A 13,761-nucleotide genomic window follows, 5' to 3' on the forward strand; every position below is an offset into this window, starting at 1 on the left:
TCGTTGTTGCCAGTATCTTGCAACAAGACGGCGGGTGGTGGGAGGAGCGGGGATTGATCACATCGCGGGCCGATCGGGTGGACGCGGCGCTGGATCAGCTGCGCCGGGCCGGCCTACGCACGACCCTGGCCCGGCGTGCGGTGCTGGACGCGCTCGGCGACGCCGCGGTCGAGCGGCGACACCTCAACGCCGGCGAGGTGCACCGGCGGCTCACCGGCCGAGGGCTGGCGGTGGAGCTGTCGACGGTGCACCGCGTCCTGGGGCATCTGGTCGACCTCGGCGTGGCGCATGCCGTGCCGGTGGGTGGGGCGGCCACGTTCGGGTTGGCCGACCACCCGCACCATCACGCGGTGTGCGAGGGCTGCGGCGGCATGCGCCAGCTGCCGGTGCCGGCGGTGGCGGCCAGTGTCGCGGCGGCCCGGGAGGTCGGCGTCGAGATGGACGGCGGCAGCGGCGGGGTCGTCGTGTACGGGCGGTGCCCGGCGTGCCGCACCACGACCACCTGAGCATGCCGGCCGCGCGCGCCCGACCGGCGGCCGATCCGAGCGCTGGGCCGGGGCCGGTCCCGCGTGCGGCGGCGCGGCGCCCGCAGGCCTTCACCGACAGCCGCGAGATGGTGGCACTGGCGGTGCAGCTGGCCAACGCGCCGCCGGGGAATACCCCGGCGGAGGCAGCCGTCACGGTCGGGTGGCCGCGCCTGCGCGAGGTCGCGACGCCGGCTGATCTGCCGCTGCTGCACCAGGCGGGCCGGCAGCTCCGCGAGGTCTTCGCCCACGTCGGCGCACGCCGTGACCGCGAGGCCGTGCACGTGCTCAACCGGCTCTTGGCCCGGCACCGGCTCCGGCCCGCCATCGCCGGCACCGTCCCGACGGACCGGCACCTGCACGTCGCCGCGCCCGGCGCCACACCGGCGGCCGAGCACGTGGCCGCCGCGGTGTGGGCACTCGCGGTGTTCCTGTGCGAGCAGGGCATCGACCGGTTCAAGACCTGCACGGAGCCGGGTTGCGGCATCGTGTTCCTGGACGAGACCACCAACCGCCGCCGCCGGTTCTGCTCCCCGCGCTGCGCCACCCGCGCCCACGTGCGGGCACACCGCAGCCGGCGACGGACGGTCACCCGCTGATCAGCCGGCCCGGATCAGGCCGGCGACAGTGGCCAGCGTGGCATCGGCGGTCAGACCCGGGGCGCCGCCCTGCGCGAGGCGGGCGGTGCCGCCGCCACGTCCGCCGAGCGCGGACCTCACCAGCTGTACGGCGCTGAGCGCGTCGGGCGTCGTCGCGGTGGTGGCGACGACCAGGCGGGTGCCGCGCTCGGCCGGTGCGGCGACGGCGACCACTCCCGGCCGGTCCTGCGCAAGGGCGGCCCGGACCAGTTCGGCGAGCTGCCGAGGATCCTCGTCGGCGGCGGCGACGACACTGACGACGAGCGTGCCGTCGATCTGCACCGCGTCGGCGGCGAGGCGCCGCGCCCGCTGCGCGGTGAGCTCACGGGCGAGCTGGTCGGCGCGGCGCTCGGCGGCCTTGGCGCGGCCGAGCAGCGCGGTGATCCGCTCGGGCAGGTCCTCGCGCGGGGCCTGCAGCTGCGCGGCGAGTTGAGTGACGAGGTCACGTTCGCGGGCGAGGTAGCGCAGCCCGTCGAGTCCGACGACGGCCTCGACGCGGCGGTGCCCGGCGCCGACGGACGACTCGCCGGTCAGCGCGAGCAGGCCGATCTGGCTGGAGTGGGTTACGTGGGTGCCGCCGCACAGTTCCCGGGACCACGCGCCGCCGATCTCGACCACCCGGACCTGCTCGTCGTAGGTCTCCCCGAACAGGGCCAGGGCACCCAGTTCCCGGGCCCGGGTCAGCGGCATGACCTGCGCGGTGACCGGTAGGTCGTCGCGCAGCGCCTGGTTGGCGACGTCCTCGACCTCACTGCGGGTGTCCACCGAGAGTCCGCCGGGCCAGGCGAAGTCCAGCCGCAGATAGCCGGGCCGGTTGTAGGAACCGGACTGCAACGCGGTCGGGCCGAGAACCTGCCGCAGCGCGGCGTGCAGCACGTGGGTGCCGGAGTGCGCCTGTCGGGCACCGAGGCGCCAGATCGCGTCAACGTGCGCGGTGAGGCGGGCGCCGACCGTCAGGTGACCGGCGGTGACGCGGACCTGATGGGCGACGAGGCCCTTGACCGGCCGTTGCACGTCGATCACCTCGCCCGCGCCGTCGGGGCCGGTGAGGTGCCCGGCGTCGGCGGCCTGCCCGCCAGACTCGGGGTAGAACGGGGTGACGTCGAGCACCACGGTGACGATCTGCCCCTCGGTCGCCGCGGGCACCGGTTCGCCGTCGGTCAGGATCGCCACGATCGTCGACTCGGTCGTCAGGTCGGTGTAGGCACGCCAGTCCGTCAGGCCCGTCGTGTCGACGATCCGCCGGTACGCCGACACGTCGGTGTGCCCGGTCTTGCGCGCCTGCGCGTCGGCCTTGGCCCGGCTGCGCTGGTCGGCCATCAGCCGGCGGAAGCCCTCCGCGTCGACCTGCAACCCCTGCTCGGCCGCGATCTCCAGGGTCAGGTCGATCGGGAAGCCGTACGTGTCGTGCAGCTGGAACGCCTTGTCACCGGAGAGCGCCGCCCTGCCGGCCGACTTGGTCTCAGCGATGGCGGTGTCCAGGATCGTGGTGCCGGCGCGCAGCGTGGCCAGGAACGCGTCCTCCTCGGCGTACGCGTACTGGGAGATCCGGCCGAAGTCCTCGGCCAGCTCCGGGTACGACGGCGCCATGCAGTCGCGGGCCACCGGCAGCAGCTCCGGCAGCGCCCGGTCCTGGTAGCCGAGCAGCCGCACCGCCCGGATCGCCCGGCGCATGATCCGCCGCAGCACGTAGCCCCGGCCCTCGTTCGACGGGGTCACCCCGTCGCCGATGAGCATCAGCGAGGTGCGCACGTGGTCGGCGATGACCCGCAGCCGTACGTCGTCCGGATGCGACTCGTTGGCCGCGTGACCCGAGTGCACGCCGTAGCGCTTGCCGGTCAGCTCGGCGGCCCTGTCGAGGATCGGCTTGACCTCGTCGATCTCGTAGAGGTTGTCCACGCCCTGCAGCAGCGAGGCCATCCGCTCCAGGCCCATGCCGGTGTCGATGTTCTTCGCCGGCAGGTCACCGAGGATCGGGAAGTCCTCCTTGCCGGTGCCCGGGCCACGCTCGAACTGCATGAAGACGAGGTTCCAGAACTCCAGGTAACGGTCCTCGTCGACCTCCGGGCCGCCCTCGCGGCCGTAGGCCGGGCCACGGTCGTAGTACAGCTCGGAGCACGGACCGCACGGGCCGGGGATGCCCATCGACCAGAAGTTGTCGGCCTTGCCGCGGCGCACGATCCGCTCCGCCGGCACGCCGGTGGCGCGCCAGATGTCGTACGCCTCGTCGTCGTCCAGGTAGACGGTGGCCCAGATCCGCTCCGGGTCCAGCCCGAAGCCGCCCGCCTCGACCGGCTTGGTGGCCAGGTCCCAGGCGAGCGGGATCGCCCCGGACTTGAAGTAGTCACCGAAGGAGAAGTTGCCGTTCATCTGGAAGAACGTGCCGTGCCGGCTGGTCTTGCCGACCTCGTCGATGTCCGGCGTCCGGATGCACTTCTGCACGCTCGTCGCCCGCGCGTACGGCGGGGTCTGCTGGCCCAGGAAGTAGGGCACGAACTGCACCATGCCCGCGTTGATGAACAGCAGGTTCGGGTCGCTGATGGCGGGCAGCGGAGCGGACGGCACCACGGTGTGCCCGTTCGCCTCGAAGTGGGCGAGGAACCGCCGCTTGATCTCCGCCGTGCGCATACCGCCCCATCCTTTACTGCAAGTCTTTGGCAATTGCATAGTATGGGCGACTGTGCAGACACCGACCGGCACCCCACGACCCATCACCCGATACGGCACCCCGGTGCTGCACCGCCGCTGTGCCGAGGTCACCGTCTTCGACGACGCCCTCACCCAGCTGGTCGCGGACATGTTCGCCAGCATGTACGCAGCCCACGGCGTCGGCCTGGCCGCCAACCAGATCGGCGTCGACGCCCGGATCTTCGTCCTCGACTGCCCCGACGCCACCGGCGCCCACACGACCGCCCACGTGATCAACCCGGTCCTGCACCTACCGGAGCAGCGTGACCTCGTCACCGACTCCGAGGGCTGCCTGTCCGTGCCCGGCCAGTACGCCGAGGTGACCCGCCAGGCCACCGCCACCGTCATCGGCGTCGACCTGCACGGCCAGCCCGTCCGCATCGACGGCACCGGCACGCTCGCCCGCTGCCTGCAGCACGAGGTCGACCACCTCGACGGCCTCGCCTACGTCGACCGCCTGCCCGCCCGCACCCGCAAGCGACTCCTGGCCGCCGCCGCAGAGCACCCCGGGGTGGGCGTCGGCACCGGACAGGACTGACCGGTGCCGATCGTCCTGGGCATCGAGACCTCCTGCGACGAAACCGGCGTCGGCATCGTCGCCGACGGCGTCCTGCTCGGCGACGCCCTCGCCACGAGCATGGACGAGCACTCCCGCTTCGGAGGCGTCGTCCCTGAGATCGCCGCCCGCGCCCACCTGCACGCCATCACCCCGATGGTGCGCCACGCCCTCGACAAGGCCGGGATCGGCTTCGGCGACATCGACGCCGTCGCCGCCACCGCCGGGCCCGGCCTCGCCACGGCGGTGCAGGTCGGCCTTGCCGCCGGCAAGGCCTACGCGCTGACCCTCGGTGTCCCCCTCTACGGCGTGCACCACCTCGCCGGCCACGCCGCCGTCGACATCCTCGACCACGGCCCGCTCCCCGAGCGCAGCATCGCCCTGATCGTCTCCGGCGGCCACACCTCGCTTCTACTCCTGGGTGACCTTGCCCGTGATCCCCGTCATCCACCTCGGCGACACCGCGGACGACGCCGCCGGCGAAGCCTTCGACAAGGTCGCACGCCTGCTCGGCCTGCCCTACCCAGGCGGCCCCGCCATCGACCGGGTCGCCCGTGAAGGTGACTCCACGGCAATCGCCTTTCCCCGCCCGATGACCGGACCGCATGACCCGCCGTACCGATTCTCGTTCTCCGGCCTGAAGACCGCCGTTGCCCGGCATGTCGAGCGGCATCCGGGCCCGCTGCCCATCGCCGACATCGCCGCCTCCTTTCAGGAAGCCGTCGCCGACACCCTCACCCGAAAGGCCGTCACCGCCTGCCGTGACCACGGCGTCGACACCCTGCTGCTCGTCGGCGGGGTCGCCGCCAACAGCCGTGTCCGCGCCCTCGCCGAACACCGCTGTGCCGCCGCCGGCATCACCCTGCGCGTCCCCGCACCACGACTGTGCACCGACAACGGCGCCATGATCGCCGCCATCGGTGACCTCCTCGTGCGCGCTGGCATCGCACCGTCGCCGCCGACCCTGGGCGCCGACCCCAACGCCCGGCTGACCCATGCCCTGATTCACCAGGATCCGAACTGAACCGCCCGGACGGGAGGCACCCGTCGACCGGCGGGAACGCCGCAGACCAGCGTGGACCGGCCGGCCGCAGCCCCACCACGGACCGCACCGGCCAACCCGACTTTGCCCAATACCTCATCCGACGAGTTCTCGGGGTCGATCACTACCACCCGGCACGGCCAGCCGAACTCACCACGCTGCTGGCCCACACTCTCGCGGCATCGTAAACTGACGCGGCGAGGTGACTTCGCCGGATTTCGGCGAGGACCTGCCGGACCGGCCGAAGCAAGCCCTGAGCAGGACTTACGCCTGGCTGCTGATCTCCGCAAACGAGCACAGCAACGCGGGTGTGCGACCTGAAGAAATGGAAATAGGACAGGAACCTGCAGGCAGTTCGCCGCCAGGTACAGATAGAGCGTCGTCTTAGGAAACCGATGCTCTATCCCCTGAGCTACGAGGGCGCGAGGGCCCAGTCTAGCGACCTGGGGTCCACCCGGGATGGGAGGGAGCGGCCCGCGTTCACCCACGTCGCCCATACCCCTGTTCACCCAGCCCATGAGCACACCCCGAGCACACGAACCGCGGCTTGCGACGGACGGTGGTCCATAGTCCCGCGTTGGCACTTGTTGACCCGGGTTGGCATCCGCTGGAGAGCACACCGCGCACATCAAACGAATCCAGCTTCGTGGTTGGCCACGACCTCGTCGTCGACGGCGGTGCCACCGCCTGACGCACACCACTACCGGGTCATTCGCTGCGGGCCCTAGGACCTCGCCGATCAGTAGACGTGGACGCACTGATCGAGGGCGTTGATCGAAGGCGACCGGACGGCCTTCGAGCGGGCCGTCAGCCGGCGGCCTCCACGGCGGTGGTCCGGTGCCGCTGGTAGTGCCGGGCGGCCCGGGCCCGGTTAGCACAGGATGTCTTGCAGAATTCCTGACGTCCGTGCTCCCGCAGGAAGTACCGCACGCACCGGGGCGCGGTGCAGGCCCGCAGGTCAGAGCGGCGCGGACCGGACAGCAGCTGCATGGTGTCCCGGGCGACCGCCGAGACCAGCCGGGCAACCGGATCGATTCCGACCGACGGGGTGCTGAGCACGGGCCCGCCGCCGGCCGGCCAGTCGAGCCGGGGGCTCACCGGTGCCCGGCCCGCCGCCGCGTTGAGCCGGTCGAGGGCCTGGTCGAGCGGGAGCAACCGGTGCGCGTCGGCCGGGCTCGGCGGACCGGGACGGACCGCGTACGCGAACAGCGCCCGGACCGCCTGACGCAGCGCGACCACGTCCGACCAGCTCGCCTGGTCGGCGCTGAACCCGGCCGCCCACCCACCGCCGACCGCCGTGCCGCCCTCCGTGCCGCCGACCGTCTGGTCGGCCCGGTCGAGCAGGTCGGCATGGTCGTGGACCCAGCCGGTCAGCCCGTCGATTCCGGCCAGGTCGTCGGCGACCCCGCCGTGTCCGTCGTGCCGGATGGTGCTCGCCAGCGCCAGCCCCAGGTACTTGTGCACGGGGCAGAGCCTACGTTACGTTCCTAACGCTTGCCAGCCGTTTTACCGTTAGAAACGGGGAAACCATGTTGCTCCTGGCCCAGATCAGCGACCTGCATCTCGACGGCACGGAACGTGCCAGCACCCGGGCCAGAAGGGTGGTGGACCACCTGCGCGCCCTCCCCCGGCCGGTCGACGCCCTCCTGGTCACCGGCGACATCGCCGACCACGGCGACCCGGCCGAATACGAGGAGGCCGCCGCACTGCTCCACCTTCCGTTCCCGGTGCTGACCTGCCCCGGCAACCACGACGAGCGGGCCGCCTACCGCAAGACACTGCTCGGCGGTGTCACCGGCGACGCCGACAGCGGGCCGATCAACCAGCTGTACACCGTCGGTGGCACCGCGATCCTGATGTGCGACGCCACCATCCCCGGGCAGGACGAGGGTCTGCTCGACCCCGAGACGGTCGACTGGCTCCGCCGTACCCTCGACGCGGTCGGGGACATGCCGACGCTGATCGCCTTCCACCAGCCGCCGGTGACGCTGCACCACCCACTGCCCGACCAGCACCGGCTGCGCAACGCCGACGAGTTCGCCGCCCTGATCGCCGACCGGCCGAACGTGGTCGCCGTGCTCACCGGGCACGCGCACACCCCGGCCGCCACCTGGTTCGCGGGGCGCCCGCTGGTGGTCGGCCCGGCGGTCACCTGGACCCTCCGGATGCCCTGGGAGGGCGACAGCGCCGCCGATCGGGACGCGCCACCCGCCCTCGCGTACCACGTCCTCGACGGCAGCCGGCTCACCACCCACTTCCGAGTCGTGGTCTAGATGCCGCCGGCACCCGCCATCGCCGGGTTCCTGGTGGCGATCCTGCCGCTGATCGCCATCCCCGGCGCCAGTCTCACCCTGCTCACCAACCGGGTGCTGCCGAACGGGCCGACCAGCGGTCTGCCGGTCATCCTCGGCACGGCCACCGGCCTGTACGTCCACGCGGGACTCGCCGCCGCCGGACTCTCCGCCCTGGTGCTGCACTCCAGTCAGGCGTTCACCGCCGTCCGGCTCACCGGAGCGGCCTACCTGGTGGCCCTCGGCGTGTGGACCTGGCGTACCGCCCGGGACGGCAGCGGCACCGTCCGGCGGCAGCACCGTCCCCGGCACCGACTCCCAGGACGGCGTGCCCCCGGAGGCACGCCGATCCGGCGGGCCGTGCGGGCACTGACCCGGCCAGGGCGCTCGGCATACGGACAGGCGCTACTCGGCAACGTGCTGAACCCGAAAGCGGCGTCGATCTTCCTCACCCTGGTGCCACAGTTCGTCGACCCCCGGGGACCGGTGGTGACCCAGATCCTCGTCCTCGCCACCGCCCAGGTACTGCTCATCACCGCCTGGCTGCTCGGCTGGACCGTACTGCTCGTCCGGGCCGGCCGCATGGTTCGCTCGCGCCGCTTCGTACGGGCCAGCCGCCAGGTCACCGGCGCGGTCCTCGTCGCCCTCGGCATCCGGGCCGCCGTCGCCCGCTGACTTCCGCAACGTGCCCGTGCCGCTCACATGATGCGTACGAGCCGGCCCCGCAGGGGTGGTGGGTGGGTCAGCGGGCGGAGCCGGCGGCGTCCTTCGCGGCGGTGACGATGACGTCGGCGACGGCGCCGGACTGCGTCATGAACAGGGCGTGGCTGGCCGAGACGTTCGTGATCTCCGCGCCGATGCGCTTGGCCATGTGCTGCAACATGGCCTGGTCGAACGCCTTGTCCTCCGTCGCGATGACGGCCCAGCTCGGCTTGTCGCGCCACGCGGCGTTCTGCACCGGCGTCGCGAACGCCGCCATGTTGACGGGGACCTGGGTGTCGCGCAGGAAGGCGGCGTCGGCGTCGCTGGCGTCCGCCGCGAAGCCGGCCTTGAACGTGCCGTGGTTGAGGAAGCCGTAGCCGTCGTCGCCGACGTTGATGACGAAGTCGGGCGTCGGGGCGAAGCCCTCGTACTGCTGGGCGGTGGTCTCGCCCGCGTCGGGCGCCAGCGCCGACACGTAGACCAGACCGGCGACCTTGGGATGGACTCCCGCCTCAGTGATGACCGTGCCGCCCCAGGAGTGGCCGACGAGGATGGTCGGGCCGTCCTGCAGGTCGAGCACTCTCGTGGTCGCCGCGACGTCGTCCGCCAGCGAGGTGAGCGGGTTCTGGACGATCGTGACCCGGTAGCCCTGGGCTGTCAGCTTGTCGTAGACGCCGCGCCATCCGGAACCGTCAGCGAACGCGCCGTGCACCAGCACGACGTTCTTGATCTCGTGATCGGCCGTGCTCATGATGCCGTTCCCCTTCCGTCGCCGCTCTGGCTTGCCCATCGGCGGATCATCGGTGGGCGACGGTCGCCGCCCCGTAGTGCAATATATTGCGTGCAAAAACCGAGGGCAAGTGGGCTCCCTCACGATTGAATTAAGGGTGAAATGTCCATAACGTGCCGCACGTCGGATCAGTCGGGCTGCCGGCACGGAACGAGCGACTGCCAGCCCGCCGGGCTGGCAGTCGCGATCGCAGGTGGGGCGAGGAGCGTCGGGCTACGCGCTCGCGTCCGGTCCGGGGCGGGCGTCGGCCCGCTCGGCGACCGGCACGTGGTCCCGGACCAGACGCAGCATCTCGCCGACCGAGCCGGCCGGGTCGGTCACCGGGAACTGGACGGCGCGCACCGTCGCGGAGGGGTCGAGCAGCAGCGTGGCCCGCTTGAGCCGGTCGGTGCCGGCAGCCCGGAAGGTGGGCAGCAGAAGCGCGGCGGCGAGCCGCCCGTCGGCGTCGGAGAGCAGCGGGAACGGCAGCTCGGCGTACGCGGCGAAGGCGGTCAACTGGTCCGGACGCTGAGTGCTGACCCCGTGGATCCGCGCACCGGCCGCGACGAATTCGGCGGCTCGGGCGGCGTACGTGCGGGACTCGAGCGTGCAGCCGGGCGCGCCCGGGATGTCCTCCCAGTAGGGCGGGAGGCCCTGGACGCCCGGCACGAACGCGCCGGGGAAGCAGTAGAGCACGGTCCACGCATCCGTGGCGGCGGGCGACACCGGCACGCCGTCGTGGCGTGGCAGGGTCAGCTCGGGAAGTCGGCGTCCGACGAGGGCGTGCACGCGGCGCGCCTCCGCCGACCCGGCCGCGGCCGTGGCGGTGAGCGACCCGTCGCCGAGCACGTGCCGGTCGCCCCACTCCTGGAGCGCGATCAGCACGGGCAGCAGACCCTCGCCCTTGGCGGTGAGCAGGTAGTCGTAGCGCGGCGGGCGATCCGTGTACGGCTGGCGGCGCAGCACGCCGTGCTCGACGAGGGCGGCGAGGCGCTCGGCCAGGGCGCGGCGGCTCATCCCGAGACCACGTTGCAGACCGTCGAAGCGGGTCACGCCGCCGGCGATGTCGCGGACGAGCAGGAAGGTCCACCAGTCGGTCAGCACGCCGAGGGACTGGGCGATGCCGCAGTCCGCGTCGGCGAGGTCGACTCTTCTCACACCCACCACTATAGTCAGTTCCATTATGAAACTGACTGCCTTCTGGCGCTGGTGGGTCGCCGGCACGACCAGCCACCTCGGCTCGGCGGTCGGCGGGGTGGCCCTGCCGCTGACCGCGCTGACCGTGCTGGACGCGTCCGCCTTCGAGATGGGCCTGATCACGGCGGCCGGCTACCTCGCGTACCTGTTGATCAGCCTGCCGGCGGGGGTGGTCGTGCAGCGCGTGCCGCTGCGCGGCATGCAGGTCGGCCTGGACCTGGTCCGGGCCCTCGCCATCGCGTCCGTCCCGGCGGCCTGGTGGATGGACGCCCTGACGGTGACCCAACTGGTCGCGGTCGCCCTGGTCGTGAGCTTCGCCAACGTGCTGTTCGACGTGGCCAACCAGACGTTCCTGCCGGAGATCGTGCCGGCCGCGCAACTGCAGGCGCGCAACAGCCTCACCTCCGGCACCCATGCCGCCACCCAGCTCGGCGGACCGTCCCTGGGTGGGCTCGCGGTGCAACTGCTGGGCGCGGTGCCGACGCTGTTCGTGGACGCCGTCAGCTACCTGCTCTCCGCCGTGCTGCTGCGCACCCTTCCGGCCCGGCGGGTGCAGCGACCGGCCGACCGGCCACCGATGGTCACGATGATCCGCGAAGGCTGGCACTACGTGCTCCGGCACCCGATCATCGGACCGGCCATGTGGGACGCCACCGCGACGAACTTCGTCTGCGGCGCGATGCTGGCCCTCTTCCCGTACTACCTGGTGCGCGAGCTGCACGCGTCGCCGCTCCTGGTCGGGCTGCTGCTCGCCGCCGACGGGCTCGGCTCGCTCATCGGCGCGGCGCTGACCACCCGGTTCACCGATCGGGTCGGCACCGCCCGCGGTCTGATCATCGCCGCCGTCGTCGGCGTGGCCGGCGCGCTCATCATCCCGCTGGGCACCGGCACCGTCGGCTACCTCGCCTTCGCCGCCGGCAACCTCATCTTCGCGAGCTCCACGGTCGTGCTCAGCGTGACCACCCGCACCTACCGGATGCTCGCCAGCCCGCCGGAGCTGCTGTCGCGGGTGATCGCGACGGTCAAGTTCGTGTCCTGGGGCGCCATCCCGCTCGGCGGCCTGCTCGCCGGCGTCCTGGCCGGGCCGCTCGGCGCCCGCGCCACGCTGCTCATCTTCGGGGCGCTCACCGTGCTGTCCCCGATCATCTATCTGTCGACCCCGATCCGCCGGCTGCGGGACCTGCCACTCGACGCCGCCCCGACACTCGCCGAGGCCCGGGTCTGACCCCGGGGCGACCGGACTCGTGGCGGGCCGACGACCGGAGGTCGCCGGCCCACCACGCCCGTCGGCTAGCGAACCCGCAAGCGCTGGTGCAGCGCCGCGGTGGGAGCGTAGGTCGGGTCACCGGAGTACGCGACGTGCACCGGGTATGTTCCCGCCGCCAGTCCACTGGTCGGCAGGTCGACGACGGCCGCCCCGCGGGTCAACGGCACCACGCGCGTGGCGCCGCCGAAGGTCACGGCGATCTCACCGGTCACCGTCGGCGCCTTCTTGTGCTGGTGCTGTGCCCGCACGTCGACGTGCAGCTCGAACGTGCCACCACGGACGACCGACGCGGGTGCGGTTTGCGCCTTCACCACGACCCCTGCCGGGCCGGGACGGGTCAGCGTGACCCGGGCCGAACTCGCCTTGGTCGGGTCGACGACCGACGTCGCCACGACGGAGAGCGACGACGCGGTCTCCGTGGCGGCCACGGAGAGCACACCATCCTCGGAGACCGTGGTGTCCGGCGAGGTCGCCCCCTCGACCGACCACGTCACCGCCGGACTCACGCCCTCGTTGGTGCTCACCTGCGCACTGAACCGCCGGACCCAGTTCCAGCCCGTCGTCAGGTTGACCTTCGCCGGCGTCACCGACACGGCGTCGACCCCCGACCACAGGTGGTCCCGGGCGAAGATCGTGAACAGCTGGCCCGCCGTCATCCCGTCGTGCGCGCCGGGGACCTGGGCCGTCTCGGCGGCGAAGCCCCGGGCCCGGAAGTTGTTCGCGATGGCGTTCTGGGCGTTGAGGCTGCCCTCGAAGACACCGTTGCCGAGGAACACGAAGAGGTCGTCGTCCCCGACCGCCGCCGCGACGGTGTCGTAGTCCTGCGTGGTCAGGGACGGGTTGCCGGAGAAGTGCCCGTAGAACCCGAACGTGGTCGGGTAGTTCCGGATGACGACGCCACCCGTCATCCCGCCGTACGAGAACCCGGCGTAGGCCCGCCCGGACCGCTCGGTCGAGACGTTGTAGTTCTCCTCGATGAGCGGAAGGATCGTCTGGACCAGGTTGTTCGCCGCGTTGGTCTGGTTGTACGAGGCGAAGCCGAGGCTGGTGCCCGTGAAGTGGTTGCCCATGGTGACGACGACGGTCGGCTCGATCTCGCCCCGGGCCGTCATGTTGTCCAGGATGTTCGGGACGTTCGCCGGGACCATGAAGTCGGTCTCGTCACCGAAGATGCCGTGGGCGAGGTACGCCACCTTGTACGGCTCCGCGCGGTCGGGGTCGTAGCCAGCCGGCAGGTAGACGCCGAGGTAGTGGCCGCTGTCGCCGAGGATCGTGGTGTAGGGGACGTACTGGACGGTGCCCCGCCGCGCGGGATCCGCCACCGGCAGCTCGTACGTCGCGCGTTCCCTCAGCACCGGGTCGTTCTGCTTCTCGGCGTACGGCACGTACACGGCGTCGAGGACGTCGTTGTTCCGGACGCGGAACGAGGACTCGCCCGGGGGGCGAGGGTTCGACGAGGCGGGGTCCCAGATGCGCTTGTTGGCCCAGCCCCGGGTGGGGTCCCAGACCCGGTACCAGTAGCTGAGCCCTCCGGCGTGCAGCGGAAGCGAGACCGACCAGTATCCCCGCGCGTCCCTGGTCATGTCCCGGAGGAACTCGGTGCCGCCGGCGTGGTAGCGCCCCGGCTGCCACTCTTCCGGCTGGTAGCGCGTGGTGCCGGTGTCGAGGTCGAGCAGAGTCAGATCCCCGGCGAGGCGGACCTGGGTGGCATCGGGATTGCGGTAGACGAACGTGACGGTGTAGCCGGTCGGTGACTGGCGATCCGCCCGGACGGTCGCGCCCTCCACGATCGCGGGCGCAGCGGCCGCGGCGGCTGGCGTCGGGGCGACGGCGCCGACAGCGAGTGACATGAGCGCGAGCGCCGAGACCGTACGCCAGAGTCGGCGTCTTCCGATCACTCTTCGCATCCGAGCACGCTCCTTCGTGGTCGCATCTCCCGGCCCTCGTTCGGGCTCGGTGGTCCTGCTCGGAGACTCGCGACCGCGAGGAGCCGGCCCCGGGGGGGCGACGGGAGATGTCTGCGGGACGGGACGTGGGTTGGTGGTCGGGCCGTGTGCGAACCCGTTGCTAAATCGCTTTAGCAACGG

General features: G+C 72.0%; 11 protein-coding genes and 1 pseudogene. 7 read left to right on the forward strand and 5 right to left on the reverse strand.

What is annotated here, in order from left to right; genetic code table 11:
* Window positions 1-53 precede the first annotated feature (53 nt).
* Window positions 54-506: a Fur family transcriptional regulator gene (locus tag GA0070620_RS19230; RefSeq protein ID WP_157741669.1), complete on the forward strand. Its 453-nt coding sequence runs from the start codon at window positions 54-56 to the stop codon at window positions 504-506.
* Window positions 485-1,123: a CGNR zinc finger domain-containing protein gene (locus tag GA0070620_RS33245; protein WP_157741670.1), complete on the forward strand. Its 639-nt coding sequence runs from the start codon at window positions 485-487 to the stop codon at window positions 1,121-1,123. The genes GA0070620_RS19230 and GA0070620_RS33245 overlap by 22 nt, the downstream gene beginning before the upstream one ends.
* Here GA0070620_RS33245 and alaS read toward each other — a convergent pair whose 3' ends face one another.
* Window positions 1,124-3,790: an alanine--tRNA ligase gene (gene alaS, locus GA0070620_RS19240; protein ID WP_091592852.1), complete on the reverse strand. Its 2,667-nt coding sequence runs from the start codon at window positions 3,788-3,790 to the stop codon at window positions 1,124-1,126.
* 52 nt (window positions 3,791-3,842) lie between these two features.
* On the opposite strand from alaS, the gene def reads away from it, so the two are divergent.
* Both def and tsaD read left to right on the forward strand, forming a co-directional pair.
* Complete coding sequence (gene def, locus GA0070620_RS19245) at window positions 3,843-4,388, forward strand: peptide deformylase (RefSeq protein WP_377520766.1); 546 nt, start codon at window positions 3,843-3,845, stop codon at window positions 4,386-4,388.
* Between the two features lie 3 nt (window positions 4,389-4,391).
* Window positions 4,392-5,430 (forward strand): annotated as a pseudogene (gene tsaD, locus GA0070620_RS19250) (tRNA (adenosine(37)-N6)-threonylcarbamoyltransferase complex transferase subunit TsaD).
* 825 nt (window positions 5,431-6,255) lie between these two features.
* On the opposite strand, the gene GA0070620_RS19255 reads toward tsaD, so the two are convergent.
* The gene (locus GA0070620_RS19255) at window positions 6,256-6,912 is read right to left on the reverse strand and encodes a CGNR zinc finger domain-containing protein (RefSeq protein ID WP_091592855.1); all 657 of its coding nucleotides are present in this window, start codon (window positions 6,910-6,912) and stop codon (window positions 6,256-6,258) included.
* Window positions 6,913-6,977: 65 nt separating this feature from the next.
* Between GA0070620_RS19255 and GA0070620_RS19260 the strand changes: the two genes are divergently transcribed.
* Both GA0070620_RS19260 and GA0070620_RS19265 read left to right on the forward strand, forming a co-directional pair.
* Window positions 6,978-7,721 carry a phosphodiesterase gene (locus tag GA0070620_RS19260; RefSeq protein WP_091592857.1) on the forward strand — a complete coding sequence of 248 codons (744 nt, stop codon included), beginning with the start codon at window positions 6,978-6,980 and terminating at the stop codon, window positions 7,719-7,721.
* Window positions 7,722-8,414, forward strand: coding sequence for a LysE family translocator (locus GA0070620_RS19265; protein WP_091592858.1), 693 nt, complete (start codon window positions 7,722-7,724; stop codon window positions 8,412-8,414).
* A gap of 67 nt (window positions 8,415-8,481) precedes the next feature.
* Here GA0070620_RS19265 and GA0070620_RS19270 read toward each other — a convergent pair whose 3' ends face one another.
* Complete coding sequence (locus GA0070620_RS19270) at window positions 8,482-9,192, reverse strand: alpha/beta fold hydrolase (RefSeq protein ID WP_172836462.1); 711 nt, start codon at window positions 9,190-9,192, stop codon at window positions 8,482-8,484.
* Between the two features lie 252 nt (window positions 9,193-9,444).
* Window positions 9,445-10,368 carry a winged helix-turn-helix transcriptional regulator gene (locus GA0070620_RS19275; RefSeq protein WP_091599016.1) on the reverse strand — a complete coding sequence of 308 codons (924 nt, stop codon included), beginning with the start codon at window positions 10,366-10,368 and terminating at the stop codon, window positions 9,445-9,447.
* A gap of 25 nt (window positions 10,369-10,393) precedes the next feature.
* On the opposite strand from GA0070620_RS19275, the gene GA0070620_RS19280 reads away from it, so the two are divergent.
* A complete protein-coding gene (locus tag GA0070620_RS19280; RefSeq protein WP_091592861.1) occupies window positions 10,394-11,632 on the forward strand; it encodes an MFS transporter in 1,239 nt (412 codons plus the stop codon).
* Window positions 11,633-11,697: 65 nt separating this feature from the next.
* Here the strand turns inward: GA0070620_RS19280 and GA0070620_RS19285 are convergent, their stop codons facing one another.
* Complete coding sequence (locus GA0070620_RS19285; protein WP_091592864.1) at window positions 11,698-13,581, reverse strand: alpha/beta hydrolase-fold protein; 1,884 nt, start codon at window positions 13,579-13,581, stop codon at window positions 11,698-11,700.
* Window positions 13,582-13,761 lie beyond the last annotated feature (180 nt).

Source organism: Micromonospora krabiensis, assembly GCF_900091425.1.
Taxonomy (GTDB): domain Bacteria; phylum Actinomycetota; class Actinomycetes; order Mycobacteriales; family Micromonosporaceae; genus Micromonospora; species Micromonospora krabiensis.